Raw genomic sequence first — 17,360 nt, 5'->3', positions numbered from 1 at the left:
CAGACCGCAGGCGCTACCGCTGGGCGGTGCGGTCGCCGTAGCCCGGGCGAATATCGTCGATACGCTTGTCCAGCGGCACGATATGCTCGTTCAGGCGGGCCTGGAAGACGGTCATGTGCGACATCGCCCGCTGGACGTAATTGCGGGTTTCGGTATACGGAATATTCGCAATCCAGATGGTCGGGTCCATATCGTCGTCGGGCAGCCAGCGCGCAATGCGCTGCGGTCCGGCGTTGTAGCTGGCGGTCGCCATGGCGATATTGCCGTCCCAGCGCTCGCGCATTTGTGCCAGGTAGCCGGCACCGAGCTGGATATTGATTTCCGGAATCGTCAGTGCACTGCTCGACGGCGTACTGGCGTCCATGCGTCGTGCCACCAGGCGCGCGGTGCCAGGCAACAGCTGCATCAACCCCACCGCGCCCGCCGAGGAGCGGATCGCGGGCTGAAACAGCGACTCGGTGCGCATGATGGCGTACACATAGGCCGGGTCGAGATCGTTATCGTCGGCGAACTGGCGCACTGCATCGCTATAAGGCGTGGGATAGCGGATATCCAGGTCGTCCCAGTAGTCGGCCTTGACCAGCGTGATGATGGCGCGCGAATGCCAGCCCCATTCGTGGGCAATACGGGCCGCCTGCGCCAGTGCCGCCTGATCCAGACCATCGATCACGGCGTTCCATTCCAGGTTTGCAGCGTGGTCCATGCCGAGCGCGCGCAGTTCGTAAGCGCGTGCCAAGGCGGGTCTGGCCTCGACGCGTGCACGCGCTGCGGGGTCGACCGCCAGCGGACGCTCGTTGAGGCTGTAGTCCTGATTGAGCGCATCGGCGGCCAGATAGCCGTGGTAGCTGCGCTCTGCGGCCAGGGGCGCGTACAAGGCCCGGGCCTGCTGGCTGCGGCCCATGGCATCGAGCGCGCGTGCATGCCAGTAGCGCCATTCCTCGTCGTTGCCGATGGCCGGCGGCAGGTCGTTGATCGCGTCCACCACCAACGGCCAGCGCTGGTTGTAGATCGCGGCCCGAATCTCCCAGCCGAGGGCGTGTTCGTCGTCGCGCATGCGCGCGTGATCCATGCGCGCGAACCACACCAGCGCCTGCGGCTGCTGGGACTGGGCATAGAGCAGGGCGAGCTGACGCTTCATCTCGTGGCGCTGGGCCGCGTCGAGTTGCAGGCGTTCGGCCAGCGGGGAGAACAGATCGGCCGCGCCGTCGAGATCGCGCAGGGCATAGCGCTTGAAGGCATAAACCGCGATATCGCCGTCCAGTCCGGCCGAGGCATAGTTGAGGTTGGCCGGCGTTTCGGCCACATCGAGCCAGCGATCGATCGCCGTGCGCTGGTTTTCCGGCAGTTGGCGTGCCAGATAGCGGGCCAGGCCGTACTGACCGGCCAGCACCGCCAGACGCGCGCGTTCGCGAATTTCGTTGGCGCCGAGCAGCCCCTGGCGGTCCAGCCAGGCGAATACCGGGTCGCAGGCGTCGGGCTGGCTGCGGCCGACCCGCCACAGAGCGAGCGCTTCGCTACGCGGGTTCTGACCCAGTTGGATACGGGCATTGACCGCACGACAGGTGGCGGTGCTGCCGTCGCTGTCGCGGGTATTGGCCAGCAGCATCGACCAGCGATCGCGACGCGCCAGGCTCGGCAGCCAGTTGCGGCGCAGGCTTTCGGCCGGGGGCAGATCGGGATGGGCGGCGATGAATTTCTCGATCTGCGTGTCGAGTGCCGCGTTGGCATCGGTGTCCAGGCGGTAGCGCAGTTCGGCCGCGCTCAGATAGTTGTAGAGCGGGTAGGTCTGCAACCGCGAACGCAAGTCGGGGCGCGCGTCGAGCCGACCCTGCTGGGCGGCAGTCAGCGCGTCGCGAAAGAGCGCGCGTTGGGATGCATCGGCAGCCACACTCGTGCCCGCGCAGAGCAGCAGTATGGCCATGAAAAACAGGCGCATGGCGATCCGGGCATTGAGGCTATTCACAGCCGTGAGTGTAACGCACGCCGATCCGGCCGATGTGTTTTATCGACCGATGTCGGCACAAGCGATGGTGCCAGCCGTGAATACGTGCCGAGCGCATCTGCCGATGCTGGCTACGAAAAACGACAGCGGTGTCAGGCGTTATCGGTCAATACGTTTCGGCGAAGCTGTCTTCGTCGACGTTGGCGGCGACGGCGTCATGCAGCAGGGTGACGCCGCTGGGGTCGCATTGCATGACCGCCTCACGTAGCGCGGTAATTGCGCGCGGACGCGGAAAGCTCTTGCGCCAGGCAATGGCGATACGCCGAATGGGCGGTTCGCCCGCAAAGGGCCGGGTTTCGAGTAGCCGCGATTCTTCCGACAATCCCGGAATCGAGGAGCGCGGCAGCACGGTCACACCCAGGCCGCTGGCAACCATGTGCCGGATCGTTTCCAGGCTGGAGCCGGAATGCGGCTGGCGTTCGCGCTCGCGATCGCGGCAGTCTTCGCACAGCGCGAGCACCTGATCGCGAAAACAATGGCCGGGCCCGAGCAACAGCAGATCTTCCTCGGCCAGTTCGTTGGCATCAATCTCTTCGTGCTGGGTCCAGCGATGGTTCTGTGGCATCACCACCACGAAGGATTCGTCGTAGAGCGGCCAGGTGGAAAACCCGCCGACGTCGTAGGGCATGGCCACGATCACTGCGTCGAGTTCGTTGTTGCGCAGCTGCTGGGTGAGCGCGCCGGTGAAATTCTCTTCGATGATCAGCGGCATGTCAGGCGTGCTTTCGCGCAGGGCCGGGATCAGGTGCGGCAGAAGATAGGGCCCCACGGTATAGATCACGCCCAGGCGGAATGCACCCTTGAGCTCGTCGCGGCCCTGTTCGGCCACGCTTTCCAGGGCGCTGACCTCGCCCAGAATCCGATAGGCCTGTTCGATGATGCGCCGCCCGATCGGGGTGACCCGGGCCTCGCCGCGGTTGCGTTCGAACACGGTCACGCCCAGTTCGCCTTCGAGCTTTTTGACCGCAACCGACAGCGTCGGCTGGCTGACGAACGCGCGCTTGGCCGCGCGGCCGAAGTGGCGTTCCTTGTCGAGCGCGATCAGATAGCGCAGTTCGGTCAACGTGATATGCATCACAGCAAGATCTTGTTGGGCGGCAGGCTAAAGGGCGCCAAGCCAGTCCCGAGGCTTGAGAAAGCCCTCGTAGAGTGCGGCCTCGGCGCTGCCGGATATGGGCGTGTACCCATATTGCCACGATGCCAGTGGCGGCATCGACATGAGAATGGATTCGGTGCGTCCGCGCGATTGCAGGCCGAACAGCGTGCCGCGATCGTAGACCAGGTTGAACTCGACATAGCGCCCGCGCCGATACAGCTGGAAATCGCGTTCGCGCGATCCGTAGTCGTGTTCGCGCCGGCGTTCGACGATCGGCGCGTAGGCATCGATAAAGGCCTGACCAACGCTGCGCACGAAGGCAAAGCTGTCTTCGAAGCCCAGTTCGTCGAAATCGTCGAAGAACAGCCCGCCGATGCCGCGGGTTTCGTCGCGATGCGGCAGGTAGAAATACTCGTCGCACCAGTGTTTGAAGCGCGGGTAGAGCGCCTGGCCAAACGGTGCACAGGCATCGCGGGCTGCCTCGTGCCAGGCGATGGCATCGGCTTCGAAGGGGTAGAACGGGGTCAGATCAAAGCCGCCGCCAAACCACCAGACCGGCGCTTCGCCTTCTTTTTCGGCCACGAAGAAGCGCACGTTGGCATGGGCGGTGGGCGCATAGGGGTTGCGCGGATGCACCACCACCGACACGCCGCTGGCGATGAACGAACGCCCGGCCAGCTCCGGGCGCCGCGCCGATGCGGAGGCGGGGAGATTGTCGCCGGTCACGCGCGAGAAATTCACCCCGGCACGCTCGAAGGTTTCACCCTCGGCGAGCACGCGGGTATCGCCCCCGCCGCCGGCCGGGCGCTGCCAGGCATCGATCTGGAAATCCAGCGCCGGCTCGAAAGCGGCCAGGCGCTGGCAGATATGATCCTGCAGTTCGCGAAACCAGGCGATTACGCGCTCGGAATCGATCTCGGCGCTACCCATATCAACCACCGCGCAGGGTCTGGCCTGTACGGGCATCGCGAATGGTGCTCGCGCGCCCGGGCGTATCGGGTAGGCCACCCAGAATCATGTCGACACCACCTGGGCCTTCGCCGAGCCGTGCCCGGGCTTGCCAGGCGTTGCGCACGGGCGGGTGGGTGCTCACATTCGCGCTGGTGGAGACCAGTGCACCGCCGAAGGCGCGGCACAGCGCCGCACTATCGGCATGCGCAGTTTGGCGCAGGGCGATGGTGTCGTGGGCGCCGGTCAGCCACCAGGGGGTGTCGTCGGCGGCAGGCAACAGCCAGGTAATGGCGGCCGGCCAGGTTTCGGTCGCACGCGCCCAAGCGTTGCCGGCCTCGGGGGCGACGAAGGCTTCGAGCTGGGCGCTATCGGCGCCAATCACGATGAGCCCGCGCTCGATCGCGCGGCCCTTGATCGTCAGCACACGCAGCACGGCGGCGGGGTCCAGCGGATCGCAGGCCAGCCCCCAGACGCCTTCGGTGGCATGGGCGATCACACCGCCGGCATGCAGGATGCGCGCAGCGCGGCGCAAACGATGCGCGCTCACCTGCGCGCCCCTGGGCTTGACGTGACTACTCATGTTCGCTCGGTCCAGTCAGCCGGGTATGCAATCAGGCCTAACGCTTGTCGGCGCCGGAGCCGGGTTTCGACTTCGCCGGCGCTTTCTTGGCCGTGCTGCCTTTGGCGGTGGTCTTTTTTGCCGTCGCCGACTTGCTGGTGCTCTTGGCCTTGGCAGTGCTCGTCTTCTTGGCCGCCGTGCTCTTGCCAGTCTTGGCGGTCGACTTCGCGCTCGATTTGGCGCTGTCCTTTTTGGCTGCCGCGCCCTTGCGCCCGCGCTTTTTCTTCTCCGGGGCCTTGGCGATGATCTCCTGGCACTGCTCAAGGGTGAGATCGGCCGGTTCCTGACCCTTGGGCACGCTGGCGTTTTTCTTGCCGTCGGTGATGTAGGGGCCGAACGGGCCGTGCTGAACCTTGATGCCTTCGGCCTCGAAGTGCTTGATCAGCTTCTTGGCGTCGGCTTCCTTCTTCTCGGCGATGACCTCGAGCGCGCGCTCCTTGGAGATGGTGTACGGGTCGTCTTCCTTGATCGACGCGAACTTCTTGCCAAAGCGCACATAGGGGCCGAAGCGGCCGATGTTGACCTGAATTTCCTCGCCTTCGGGCGTTTCGCCAAGATCGCGGGGCAGGTTGAACAGATACAGCGCCTCGTCGAGGGTGATCTTGTCCATGTCCTGGCCCTTGCGCAGGCCGGCGAACTTGGGTTTTTCCTCGTCGTCCTTGGAGCCGATCTGCACGAACGGCCCGAAACGACCGATACGCACGATCACCGGCTTGCCGGATTTGGGATCGGTACCCAGCTCGCGGGCCTGGGCGACTTCCTCGCGCGACAGATCCTGCTTGGATTCGATCTGTTCGGAGAAGCGATCCCAGAATTCCTTGAGCAACGGCTGCCACTGTTCCTCGCCACGCGAGACGGCGTCGAGCCGGTCTTCGAGGTTGGCGGTGAACTCGTAGTCCACATAGCGAGTGAAGTGATCGGTCAGGAACTTGTTGACGATCTTGCCCAGCGGGGTGGGCATGAACGCCTTGCCGTCCATTTCGACGTATTCGCGATCCTGCAGCGTCGAGATGATCGAGGCATAGGTCGAGGGCCGGCCGATATCGTATTCCTCGAGCGTTTTCACGAGCGCGGCTTCGGTAAAGCGCGGCGGCGGCTCGGTGAAATGCTGGGTGGGAATGATCTCGGCGAGCTTGAGCAGCTCGTTTTCTTCCAGATGCGGCAGGCGCTTGTCGGCGTCGTCATCGCCCTTGTCGTCGTCCTTGCCTTCCTTGTAGACGGCCAGAAAGCCCGGTTCGCGCAGGGTGCGGCCCGAGGCACGAAACAGGTGCTTCGCGTCGTCGCCGGCGGCCAGATCGGCCGATACGGTATCGAACAGCGCGTGCATCATCTGACTGGCGACGGTGCGCTGCCAGATCAGCTCATAGAGGCGTGCCTGATCGCTGGTCAGGTTCGACTTGATTTCGTCCGGAATCCGCGCGCTTTCGGTCGGGCGGATGGCCTCATGCGCTTCCTGGGCGTTCTTAGACTTGGTCTTGAAGGTGCGCGGCGCGTCCGGCAGGTTCTTGTCGCCGTAGCGCTTGCCGATCATCGAGCGCAGTTCGTTGACCGCGTCCGCGGCCAGGCTGACCGAGTCGGTCCGCATATAGGTGATCAGACCGGTGGCCTCGGCGCCATCGATCGACACGCCTTCATACAGGCTCTGGGCCGTACGCATGGTGCGCTTGGCGGTAAAGCCGAGCTTGCGCGCGGCTTCCTGTTGCAGCGTGGAGGTCGTGAACGGCGGCGCCGGGTTGCGCTTGCGCTGTTTGCGGTCGACCTTGACCACCCGCAGCTGGCCCTGGGCGGCGCTGGTGAGTTTTTCCAGGGCCGCGTCGGCGCTGCCCTGGTTGTTGACCGTGAACTGTTCGACCTTTTCGCCGTCCAGCTGCGACAGGCGCGCGGAAAACGGCTGGGCGTCCTTTTCGACCTGGGCTTCGATCTTCCAGTATTCCTGGGGTACGAACGCCTCGATTTCGGCATCGCGCTCGCAGATCAGGCGTAGCGCCGGCGACTGTACGCGGCCGGCCGATAGCCCGCGCTGAACCTTGCGCCAGAGCAGGGGCGACAGATTGAAGCCCACCAGATAGTCGAGCGCGCGGCGTGCCTGCTGGGCGTTGACCAGGTCATCGGAGATGGTGCGCGGGTTGGCCACGGCCGAACCGACGGCTTTCTTGGTGATCTCGTGAAAGACCACGCGGGCGACTTCCTTGTTTTCGAGCAGGCCGCGTTCGCGCAGCAGCTCCAGCAGATGCCAGGCAATGGCCTCGCCTTCGCGGTCGGGGTCAGTGGCCAGCAGCAGGGCGTCTGACTTCTTGAGCGAGCGGGCGATCTTGTCGACCTGCTTGGCATTGCGGTCGATGATGTCGTAGCGCATCGCGAAGTCGTGCTCGGTATCGACTGCGCCTTCCTTGGGCACGAGGTCGCGCACGTGGCCGTACGAGGCAAGCACCTCGTAGTCCTTGCCGAGATATTTTTCGATCGTCCGGGCCTTGGCCGGCGATTCCACGATGACGAGATTGCGACTCATCGATTCACGCTATATTTAAGGATTGAGGCCTGCACTCGCGTACAGGGCGCTGCACACTAGCATAGCCTTTGAAGCATGCGCGACCGGGATGCGTCAACCGCGCCGCCCCGCGCATGGCGCGGTTGTGACCCCGCCGAAGCGGCCCGGGGTGTCCGGCTAGTGACTGGCCCCAGGGGATTCGGCATGGATCATCGCTTCCATGCGGGCATAGGCCTGATCCTGGCCGCTCGACGAGAGCACCATCATCACCACCCACTTGAGCTGTTCGATCTCGGCGCCTTCGAAGGCATCCTCGGCCAGCGCCATCATGCGGTCGATCACGATCTCGCGGGCAGTGGCACTGAGCACGCCGGCTTGTTGCAGGCCGGCGAGGTAGCCCCGGCATTCGGCATCCAGGACCTGCATCTCGCGTTCGGCGTAGACGCGCACGGCATCGTCGCTAGGCGTATCGGCCATCGACTGGCCGGCCGGGTCGGTGGCCCGAATCCAGGCAAAGGCATCGTCGATTTCGTCGTCGAAGAAGCCGGCATCGCCCAGGTCGTCGCGTACGCTGGACATGTGTTCGGCATCCGCGAGCGAGAAGTTCTCGAACAGATAGAGCAGCACGTCGAGCAGGTTTTCGTTCATCGGCGCAGATCCGTCGTGTGTGAACCGTGGCAATGGGCCAGGCCCGTGCTCATGATGCCGTGCGGGTATAAGCCCCGCCCGGGCCGGCATGAACACGACCTTCCAGTTCCAGGATGAGCAGGGTGGATGATACCGCATCTGCCGACCAACCCGTGCGTGCGACCAGGTCGTCGACCCGTGCCGGGCCGTGGCCGAGCGCGGCAAGCAGCGTGGCGTGGTCGTCGTTTTCGGCCGCTGGCGGACGGTCAGTCGCCGCGTGTTCGGCTTCGCGATCAGACACCTGCGCGCGATGGCTGCGATAGCCGTCGAGCACGCCGGCGATGTCTTCGAGGATGTGCTCGGTGGTTTCGACGAGCTTGGCGCCATCGCGAATGAGCTGGTGACAGCCGCGCGCGAGCGGGTTGTGAATCGAGCCGGGCAGGGCGAAGACTTCGCGCCCGGCGGCGCTGGCCAGACGGGCGGTGATTAACGAGCCCGAAGCGCGGGCGGCTTCGACGACAAGCGTGGCGCTACAAAGGCCGGCGATGATGCGATTACGGCGCGGAAAGTTGCCGCGTGCCGGTTCTGTACCCAGACCGAATTCCGACAGCAACAGCCCGTTGCCGGCGATACGTTCGGCCAGATCCTTGTTCATGGCCGGATACACGCGATCAAGGCCGGTGCCACACACCGCGATGGTCATGCCATCGGCCGCGAGTGCGCCTTCGTGGGCGGCGGCGTCGATACCACGGGCCAGCCCCGACACCACGACCAGCCCCGCCGAGGCGAGCGCGAAGCCGAACTCGCGTGCGGCTTCCAGGCCCGCCGGGCTGGGATTGCGGCTGCCCACGATCGCGATCGCCGGATAGTTGAGTAACTCGGTATCCCCCAGCGCGTACAACCAGGGCGGGGCGGGCTCGAGCTCGGCCAGCGCGTTCGGGTAGTGGCGATGATCGCGGGTGATGAAATGATGATCGGCTGCGTCAAGCCAGCGCCGCGTTTCGTCCAGGCGCGCGTTATCGGCGGCTGCAAGCGCCGCACAGGCCGCACGCGGCACGCCGAGTTCGCGCCAGGCACGCTCGCCGGCCGCCACGGCCGTCTCGGCACTGCCGAAGTGTTCGATCAGGCGGCTACCCAGCGTCGCCCCGATGCCCGGCGTACAGGCCAGTTGCAGCTCGGCGTGATGACTCACGACACCGTCGGTTGCAGCCGGTACACGCGCTAGCGCGCCGGCGTACGCACGTAATCGTCGATATGGATCGCGCGTTCAGCGCGCATGATTACCGCGAAGCTGACTTTCTCGTCGGTCTTGAATACCAGCAGCTGGCCGGATTTGAGTTCGGGCAGGCGCACCTGATCGCCCTTGACCGGGTCGAGCACCACGCGGCCGGCTTCGAAGATATCGAGCACATGCCCGCGTTCGATACCGTCGGTGCGGCCCACGCTCAAGGTCACCACCTGATACTGGCCGATAGCCGACACGCCGTCGTACACGGAAATAATACGGCCTTCGATCGCGCGATCCGGTGCATGCGGATAGAAATCGTGCACCAGATCCTCGGTTTCCAGCGGTAGCAGCCGGTCGGCGACCAGGGCTTCGCGATAGCTTTTGGTGATCTGCGCCTTGGCGACGGGCCCGTCTTCGAGAATTCGTATTTCGCCGACCGGTACGGCCTGCTGGCCGAGGATTTCGCCCGTGTCCGGGTCCTTGTAGGGCCCGGCGTCGCGCACGAGGCTGTAGCGCTCGGCGTCATGGCCCTGGGCGCCTACGCCGCGTACATAACTGACCGTGCCCTTGCCGCCGACCAGATGTTCGTCGATGAACGACACCACATAGGGCGCATCGGCCAGCTCCTGCGCGGACACGATCCGCGGGCCGGTAATGAATGCACGGATCGCATCCAGCGGAATGGTCGCCACCGATTCCAGCGAGCTTTCGCGTATTTCGGGCGACAACACCTTGGTGCCGGCGCGGCGCAGCTGGAAATTGCCGTTGGCGTCGCGGGTGAGGATGAGCACATCGCCCGGATAGATCAGATGCGGATTGGCGATATCGGGATTGGCGTACCACAGCTGCGGCCAATACCAGGGGTCGCGCAGGTAGTAGCCTGCGATATCCCAGAGCGTATCGCCTTTCTTGACCACGTAGCGCAGCGGCGCGTCGGCGCGTATCTGGTCGTTGACCGTGGTTTCGTTGACCGCGGGTGTCGCGCGCTCGGGCAGCGGCGTGGCCGGGGAGGCGGGCGCAAGCTCGGGCTCCTGTTGGTGCGCGCAGCCGCTCGCAACGACCGCCAGGGCCACCGCCAGGCCAGTGCCCGCGCACTTCATGGCCTGTCTCAAATCGTTATACTCTCGCATCCAGGACGCGCCCCCCAATTGATAGCGCTTGAACAGGCCATGCCGCGTGCTTTTCGTTATCGGCCAGTCCGATGATTTATTAATGGCCGGCCCACTTGCGACATTGACGACCAATAGAATATGGCGATTCTCGAGATTTTGCATTTCCCCGATCCGCGACTGCGCGAACGCACTGAGCCGATCACCGTTTTCGACGACGCACTGTCGCGTTTTATCGATGACATGTTCGACACCATGTATGACGCCCCGGGCGTGGGTTTGGCCTCGACCCAGGTGGGCGATACACGCCGCGTCGCGGTCATGGATTGCTCCGAGGATCGCAACGAGCGCATCGTGATGTGCAACCCGGAAATTCTCTGGGCCGAAGATCTGGAAACCGTGGACGAGGGCTGTTTGTCGGTGCCGGACCATTACGACAAGGTCAAGCGCCATGCACGTATTCGCTTTGCCGCCCAGGATCGCCACGGCGAGCGTTACGAAATGGATGCCGAAGGCCTGCTCGCGCAATGCGTACAGCACGAACTGGCCCATCTCGACGGTGGCCTCTATATCGACCAGCTTTCGCGGCTCAAGCGCGAGCGCATTCGTCGCAAGCTGGCCAAGGCTGCGCGCCAGCAAGCCCCGACGGAAAGCGACGAGTAGATCGTGAATATCGTTTTTGCCGGCACGCCCGAGTTCGCGCTGCCCTGTCTGGATGCGATCGCGGCGAGTTCGCACCGGCTGACCGGCGTGCTCACCCAGCCGGATCGTCCGGCCGGGCGCGGGCGCAAGCTCGCCGCCTCGCCGGTCAAGCAACGCGCGCTGGAGCTCGGTGTACCCGTGCAACAGCCGTTGTCGCTGAAAAAGGCCGATGCCTTCGATGCGCTGGCCGCGCTCGAGCCGGATCTGATGGTGGTGGTCGCCTATGGTCTGCTGCTGCCGAAAAAAGTGCTCGCGCTGCCGCGTTATGGCTGTATCAACGTGCATGCCTCCTTGCTGCCGCGCTGGCGCGGGGCCGCGCCGATCGCGCGTGCGATTCTGGCCGGCGATAGCGAAACCGGCGTGACGCTTATGCAAATGGATGCGGGCCTGGATACCGGGGCCATGCTCGCGCGCCGTGCGGTGGCCATCGACAGCGATACCACGGCGGGCGACTTGCACGACCAGCTGGCCGCGTTGGGCGCGGCGGAATTATCGACGCTGCTCGGACGCATAGAACAGGGCGTGAGCGGCGAGCCGCAGGACGACGCCCAGGCCTGCTATGCACATCGTCTGGATAAAGGCGAGGCCGCGATCGACTGGCGTCTGCGCGCCGACGAAATCGCCCGGGCAGTGCGGGCCTTCGTACCCTGGCCGGTGGCCCATGCGCGTCTGGATGGCCAGCCGGTGCGTTTCTGGCGGGCGGCCACGGCGAGCGGCGCCAGTGCCGAGCCGGGCACGGTAGTGGCGGCCTCTGCCAAAGGTATCGATATCGCCACCGGGGCGGGTACGTTACGGGTGACCGAGCTGCAATTGCCGGGCAAGAAACGTATGGATGCCGCCGCGGCGGTCAACGGTCGCGACTGGGTCGGCCTGCGTTTTGAGTAAGCGCCGCCGCGCTACGCCGCCCGATTCGGTGGAAGGCGCGCCCACACGCGCCTGGGCGGCACGCTGCGTGTCCGCGGTCATGGATGATCACCGCAGTCTCGACGCGGCCCTGGCCGATGTGCCAGCCGACATGAGCGGCGTCGATCGCGCGCTGGTATCGGCGCTGGCCTATGGCGTGCTGCGCGATTATCGGCGCCTGGATGGCCTGCTCGCGCCACGTTTGTCGCGCAAGCCGCAACCACTGTTGCGCGCGCTTTTGCTGGTCGGACTGTTGCAGCTCGACGCGATGCGCATCCCGGCCCATGCGGCCGTGCACGCCACCGTCGCGGCCACAGCGATACTCAAGCTCGGCAAGGCGCGTGGCATGGTCAACGCCGTTCTGCGTGCCCATCAACGCGAGGATGCGGCGACAGCTGCCAGCGAACAGGCCCCGGGCCTGCGCTACAGCTATCCCGACTGGCTGGTGCGCATGATCGAAACCGATTGGGCCGGCCTGGCCGCCGATGTGCTGGCTGCCGGCAATCGACCGGCGCCCATGCATCTGCGTGTCAATACGCGCCGATATAGCCGACACGCTGCGATGGCGCGCCTGGCCGAGGCCGGTATCGCCAGTCAGGCCATACGCGTGTGCGATAGCGCGTTCACCCTCGACCACCCCGTGCCGGCACGCGATCTGCCCGGTTTTGCCGAGGGCGATATCTCGATTCAGGACGGCGCGGCGCAACTCGCCGCCACCCTTGTCGGCGCGCAGGCAGGCGATCATGTGCTGGACGGCTGTGCCGCGCCGGGCAACAAGAGTGCGCATCTACTCGAACGGGCGGATATCGATCTGCTGGCACTGGATATCGACTCGGCACGCCTGGCCACCCTCGACAAAACCCTGCAACGGGTGGGGGCAAGCGCACGCCTGCAAGCCGCGGACGCGCTGGACGTCGATAGCTGGTGGAATGGCAGTGCCTTCGATCGCATCCTGCTGGACGCGCCCTGCAGTGGCACCGGTGTCATTCGTCGACATCCCGATATCAAATGGCTGCGGCGACCGGGCGATATTGGCGCCGCCGCCGAGCGCCAGAATCTGCTGCTCGACAATCTCTGGCGTACGCTCGCCCCGGGCGGGCGGCTGGTGTATGCCACCTGTTCGATTCTGCGCGCCGAAGGCGTGGACGTCATCGATGCCTTCCTCCAGCGCACGCCCGACGCGCGCGAGCACGTCATCGACGCGCACTGGGGCTTTGCCGAACGTCATGGCCGGCGTATCGCGCCCGGCATGCATGGCTTCGACGGCTTCTACTACGCCGTGCTCGAACGCTGCGATGCCTGACCGGCGTTTCCTACGGTACGTAGCATTACGGAGTTGAATCGATTGCGCACAACCGCACGATTGGGGGTGTACTGATTCATCAACCAATTGGAGTTGTGATGAGCGACGAACTCAAAGGCAAAAAGGTCGCCTTTCTGGCCACGAACGGTTTCGAGTATTCGGAACTGACCCAGCCGTGGGACGAAATCAAGGCCGCCGGTGCCGAGGTCGAACTGATTTCGCTCGAAAACGGCAAGATCCAGGGCGAAAGCGGCGGCGAGCCCAAGGGCGATCCGATTCCGGTCGACAAGACCGTGGATCAGGTATCGGCGAAGGACTACAACGCGCTGGTGCTGCCGGGCGGCCTGGCCAATCCCGACACGCTGCGCATGAATGACAAGGCCGTACAGTTCGTGCGGGATTTCTTTGCCCAGCACAAGCCGGTCTCGGCGATCTGTCACGGGCCGTGGCTGCTGGCCGAAGCCGGTGTGCTTGAAGGCCGCACGGTGACCTCGTTCCCGTCGATCAAGACCGATCTCAAGAACGCGGGCGCCAAGTGGGAAGACCGCGAAGTGGTCTGCGACGAAGCGCTGGTCACCAGCCGTACGCCGGACGATCTGGATGCCTTCTGTGCCAAGACGATCGAAGAGATCGCCGAAGGCAAGCACGAAGAACAGACCACCTGATCGCTTCGCACACTGCCATGTGCAAAGCAAAGCCCGGGTTTCGACCCGGGCTTTTTTGTGCGCGGGCGAGGCGGTCAGTACAGATGCTGGAGCACGAAATCCGCCCGGGTCTCGACGTCGACCTTTGGCAGGATAATCCGGGTATAGCCAAGTTGTTCGTAGGTGGCGACGAGGCGGTGATATTCGGCGATTGAATCGTCCAGCGTCTGCCGACGCACGGCGTCTGTCTGATAGAGCGCCGGCCAGGGCGGGGTCAGAAACACCTGGGAATGGAAGCGGCGATGATCAGCCAGGGTCGAGGCCACCGGCGCGCCCGTGGCATGTGCCAGGGCCGCCGCTGCATCGACAAGCCCGCGGTCGAAGAACACCCAGGAATCGGGATTTGGGCCGGCGTGTGCGCGATCCGCGATCGCCAGCTTGATGGCCCGGCGCGCGAATGCTTCCAGATCGACCCAGGGCAGTGCGTCGCCATCACCGCGCATCTGCTCGGCAACGATTCGGCGCCCGGGCTCTTCGACGGTCGCATAGCCACGCCGGCGTAGCGCGGCGAGCAGTGTCGACTTCCCGCCGCCGGAGCATCCGGAGAGAATGACATGGCGTGTTCCGGGCTGGGGTCGCATCCGGCTTCCTTGAGTGTCGCAGTGATGAATCAGGCGCCCACACGTATGAACCCGCGCCCGGGGCTCTAACGGCAGCACTCGTCGCGCCCCTTCAGGGTGGCGCGACGAACCCCACGTGGTTCACGCTGCGATTGTTTTCAGGCGCGCTGCGCCAGGCGCGTCTAGTCGTCGAGCACGTAGTCGATCGTGGTCACCACGCGGATTTTCTTGACGTCCGGCGTATAGCTGTCCAGATCCTCGATCGAGAAATAGCCCTGCGAGGCCGAACGGATGGCGCCGACCTGGCTACCCGAATCCTCGGCGAACTGGCGCGCGGCCTTGCGTGCATCGGCCGTGGCCTGGGCGATCATTTCCGGCTTGATCGATTCCAGGTCGGTAAACAGGAACTCGGTGCGATATTCATAGTTGGGTGAAAGCACCACGCCCTGGCTGACCAGTTCACCCACCCGCGGCATGGCCTGCTTGACCGTGTCGATTTCGGGCGTGCGTACCAGCACCGTGGCCTCGGCGGAATACCGCGTGGGCGGGCGTTGATCGCCGTAGCTGTTGGCATAGCGGTCGGTGACCTGGGGCGATGTCACCGTGATCGAATCGGCCTTGAAGCCGGCGTCAGTCAGAAAGGCGCGAATGATGTCGGCCTGGCGATTGACCTGATCCTGCACGGCGCCCAGTTCGTCGCCGGTGACGGTAAAGTGCAGCGGCCAGAGCGCCAGATTGGCCCGGACTTCGCGTTCGGCCAGGCCCTTGACCGTGACCGTGCGTTCCGCGGATTTCCATTGAATGGCAGCGGTTTTCAGATAGCTGCCGCCGACGATCAGCCCGACCGCGAGACATAGACCGAGAATTGCGGCAGCCAGAACATTGTTTTTCATTGGATAAACCCGACCAAGGAAGGGAGCAGCAAAAGCGTGAGTATCGAGCGCACAAGCTTACAGCGGGCTTAAGCAGGCGACACAAACGCGCCTGCGTCCACGGCCGATTCGGTTGCACGCACTGCCCAATCTTGCGCGTCCGGCGAGCAATCCAGATTGCGAGACTGTTTCAAGAAGGACAACCGCCGACTACGCAGATCGCAAGCGCGCAGCTGTGCTGGGTTGGCCGCGGTACTGGCGCCCTTGGTGAGTTTGAGCTGTGGCAGGAAGGTTGAAACGCCCGGCTTTCGATCTGCGCTGATCTGCGGATAATACTTTCCTGGCTTGGCTGGTAGCCTTACTGCTGCTGCATGAGCCGAACGGGTGTCCGCGATTGACCGTACTGGTTATGCCTGCCGAAGAATCTGTCCGCAGATCGACGCAGATACACGCAGATGGTCCTAGGGCGAGCCTCGGGATCGCGTTTCATCGAGACGCCGAGGCATCTGACAAGGCGCAAATTCGAGCTCAGCTGTCTTTTAACTCGGCGTAATCTGTGGATCGCCTTCAGAGCAGGGTACGAAAATCACGCCGAGGCGCCGAGCCGGGCGCGCAGGGCGGCCCGGCGTCGGGTGGCGCTAGCGGTAGATCGGGTCGCGTACGACCACGCCGCGTTCGGCGAGATAGCCCTTGGCCTGCTGGATCGTGTACGTGCCGAAATGAAAGATCGAGGCGGCCAGTACGGCATCGGCCGCGCCGATTTCGAGGCCGTCGTGTAGATGCTCCAGGGTGCCCACGCCGCCAGAGGCGATCACCGGTACGTCCACGGCTTCCGAGATGGCACGGGTGAGCTTCAGATCGAAGCCGGATTTGGTGCCGTCCTTGTCCATGCTGGTGAGCAGCACCTCGCCGGCGCCGAGCGAAACCAGCTTCTGCGCCCATTCGATGGCGTCGATGCCGGTGGATTTACGCCCGCCGTGGGTGAAGATTTCCCAGCGCGGCGCTTCGCCCTTGCGAGCAACGTTCTTGGCGTCCAGCGCGACCACGATGCATTGCGAGCCGTAGCGGTAGGCGGCCTCGGCGACGAAGTTCGGATCCGAGATGGCGGCGGTGTTGATCGACACCTTGTCGGCGCCCGCCGAAAGCAGCCGTCGTACGTCGGGCAGGGTGCGCACGCCGCCACCGACGGTCAGCGGAATGAAGACCTCGCCGGCCACGCGTTCGACCACGTCCATGAGCGTGCCGCGGTCTTCATGGCTGGCGCTGATATCGAGGAATACCAGCTCGTCGGCGCCCTGTTGATCGTAGCGCCGCGCGATCTCGACTGGATCGCCGGCGTCCTTGATCTCCAGGAACTTCACGCCCTTGACCACACGGCCCTTGTCGATATCCAGGCAGGGGATGATGCGTTTGGCCAGTGTCATTTGCCGTTCGCCCGGTCGTTGACCAGCTTGCGCGCTTCGGCCAGATCGATGGTGCCTTCGTAGAGCGCACGTCCGATCACGGCGCCGGTGACGCCGTCTTCCTCGGCGGCCAGCAGCGCTTCGATATCGTCGAGGCGGGTGACGCCGCCCGAGGCGATCACCGGAATGGTCAGCTCCGCCGCCAGCGCACGGCTGGCTTCGACATTGACGCCCTGCATCATGCCGTCGCGGCCGATATCGGTATGGATGATCGCGACCACGCCATCGTCCTCGAACTGCTGGGCGAGTTCGGCGACCGTATTATTGGACAGCTTGGACCAGCCGTCGGTGGCCACCATGCCGTCCTTGGCATCCAGGCCGACGATAATGTGGCGTGGGAACTCCACGCCGGCATCGGCCACGAAATGCGGCTCCGAGACGGCGCGCGTGCCCAGGATCACGTATTCGACACCGCGCTCGAGATAGGTTTCGATCGCGGCTTCGTCACGAATGCCGCCGCCGACCTGCACGGGCACATTGCCGCAGGCAGACACGATCTGGCCGATCACGCGATCGTTGACCGGATAGCCGGCCTTGGCGCCGTCGAGATCGACCACGTGGATCCGATCCGCGCCTTCGGCGAGCCAGCGCTCGGCCACGGCAACCGGATCTTCGTCGAATACGGTGACGTCGTCCATGCGCCCCTGGCGCAGGCGTACGCACTGGCCGTTCTTGATATCAATGGCAGGTATGAGTAACACGCCGATAATCCTCGTCTACGGCTTGGATGGTC

Annotated in this window: 16 protein-coding genes; 4 read left to right on the top strand and 12 right to left on the bottom strand. The window is 64.6% G+C overall.

Translation table 11 applies throughout. The features are described from left to right. Nucleotides 1-13 precede the first annotated feature (13 nt). The 8 genes from S4A8_RS04565 to S4A8_RS04530 form a co-directional block, all read right to left on the bottom strand. Nucleotides 14-1,963 carry a transglycosylase SLT domain-containing protein gene (locus tag S4A8_RS04565; protein WP_353219205.1) on the bottom strand — a complete coding sequence of 650 codons (1,950 nt, stop codon included), beginning with the start codon at nt 1,961-1,963 and terminating at the stop codon, nt 14-16. 145 nt (nt 1,964-2,108) lie between these two features. Next, nucleotides 2,109-3,071, bottom strand: coding sequence for a hydrogen peroxide-inducible genes activator (locus S4A8_RS04560; protein WP_353219304.1), 963 nt, complete (start codon nt 3,069-3,071; stop codon nt 2,109-2,111). Between the two features lie 33 nt (nt 3,072-3,104). Beyond that, a complete protein-coding gene (hemF, locus tag S4A8_RS04555; protein WP_353219204.1) occupies nt 3,105-4,028 on the bottom strand; it encodes an oxygen-dependent coproporphyrinogen oxidase in 924 nt (307 codons plus the stop codon). Nucleotide 4,029: 1 nt separating this feature from the next. Further along, nucleotides 4,030-4,629 carry an L-threonylcarbamoyladenylate synthase gene (locus S4A8_RS04550; RefSeq protein ID WP_353219203.1) on the bottom strand — a complete coding sequence of 200 codons (600 nt, stop codon included), beginning with the start codon at nt 4,627-4,629 and terminating at the stop codon, nt 4,030-4,032. A 37-nt stretch (nt 4,630-4,666) separates the two neighbouring features. Then, a complete protein-coding gene (locus S4A8_RS04545) occupies nt 4,667-7,177 on the bottom strand; it encodes a DNA topoisomerase I (RefSeq protein ID WP_353219202.1) in 2,511 nt (836 codons plus the stop codon). Nucleotides 7,178-7,333: 156 nt separating this feature from the next. Further along, nucleotides 7,334-7,804 carry a Smg family protein gene (locus tag S4A8_RS04540; protein WP_353179508.1) on the bottom strand — a complete coding sequence of 157 codons (471 nt, stop codon included), beginning with the start codon at nt 7,802-7,804 and terminating at the stop codon, nt 7,334-7,336. A gap of 49 nt (nt 7,805-7,853) precedes the next feature. After that, entirely contained in the window at nt 7,854-8,975 is a 1,122-nt protein-coding gene (gene dprA, locus S4A8_RS04535; protein ID WP_353219201.1) for a DNA-processing protein DprA, read from the bottom strand. A 29-nt stretch (nt 8,976-9,004) separates the two neighbouring features. After that, nucleotides 9,005-10,123 carry a LysM peptidoglycan-binding domain-containing protein gene (locus S4A8_RS04530; protein ID WP_353219200.1) on the bottom strand — a complete coding sequence of 373 codons (1,119 nt, stop codon included), beginning with the start codon at nt 10,121-10,123 and terminating at the stop codon, nt 9,005-9,007. A gap of 138 nt (nt 10,124-10,261) precedes the next feature. Here S4A8_RS04530 and def point away from each other — a divergent pair, with 138 nt between their 5' ends. From def to S4A8_RS04510, 4 genes are all read left to right on the top strand, one after another. Then, a complete protein-coding gene (def, locus tag S4A8_RS04525) occupies nt 10,262-10,783 on the top strand; it encodes a peptide deformylase (protein WP_353219199.1) in 522 nt (173 codons plus the stop codon). A 3-nt stretch (nt 10,784-10,786) separates the two neighbouring features. Next, complete coding sequence (fmt, locus tag S4A8_RS04520) at nt 10,787-11,707, top strand: methionyl-tRNA formyltransferase (RefSeq protein WP_353219198.1); 921 nt, start codon at nt 10,787-10,789, stop codon at nt 11,705-11,707. Further along, a complete protein-coding gene (gene rsmB, locus S4A8_RS04515; protein ID WP_353219197.1) occupies nt 11,700-13,028 on the top strand; it encodes a 16S rRNA (cytosine(967)-C(5))-methyltransferase RsmB in 1,329 nt (442 codons plus the stop codon). The genes fmt and rsmB overlap by 8 nt, the downstream gene beginning before the upstream one ends. A gap of 98 nt (nt 13,029-13,126) precedes the next feature. Next, nucleotides 13,127-13,693, top strand: coding sequence for a type 1 glutamine amidotransferase domain-containing protein (locus S4A8_RS04510; RefSeq protein WP_353179498.1), 567 nt, complete (start codon nt 13,127-13,129; stop codon nt 13,691-13,693). Nucleotides 13,694-13,767: 74 nt separating this feature from the next. On the opposite strand, the gene S4A8_RS04505 is transcribed toward S4A8_RS04510, so the two are convergent. From S4A8_RS04505 to hisA, 4 genes are all read right to left on the bottom strand, one after another. Next, complete coding sequence (locus S4A8_RS04505) at nt 13,768-14,313, bottom strand: AAA family ATPase (RefSeq protein ID WP_353219196.1); 546 nt, start codon at nt 14,311-14,313, stop codon at nt 13,768-13,770. A 161-nt stretch (nt 14,314-14,474) separates the two neighbouring features. After that, entirely contained in the window at nt 14,475-15,185 is a 711-nt protein-coding gene (locus S4A8_RS04500) for an SIMPL domain-containing protein (RefSeq protein ID WP_353179494.1), read from the bottom strand. 617 nt (nt 15,186-15,802) lie between these two features. Beyond that, on the bottom strand, nt 15,803-16,588 hold the full coding sequence (hisF, locus tag S4A8_RS04495; RefSeq protein ID WP_353179493.1) for an imidazole glycerol phosphate synthase subunit HisF: 786 nt from the start codon (nt 16,586-16,588) through the stop codon (nt 15,803-15,805). Further along, nucleotides 16,585-17,328, bottom strand: coding sequence for a 1-(5-phosphoribosyl)-5-[(5-phosphoribosylamino)methylideneamino]imidazole-4-carboxamide isomerase (gene hisA / locus S4A8_RS04490; RefSeq protein ID WP_353179492.1), 744 nt, complete (start codon nt 17,326-17,328; stop codon nt 16,585-16,587). The genes hisF and hisA overlap by 4 nt, the downstream gene beginning before the upstream one ends. Nucleotides 17,329-17,360: the final 32 nt, after the last annotated feature.

The organism is Salinisphaera sp. S4-8 (assembly GCF_040361235.1).
Taxonomy (GTDB): Bacteria; Pseudomonadota; Gammaproteobacteria; order Nevskiales; family Salinisphaeraceae; genus Salinisphaera.
The sequence above is the reverse complement of the archived record's forward strand: the minus strand, read 5'-3'. Positions and strand labels throughout refer to the sequence as shown.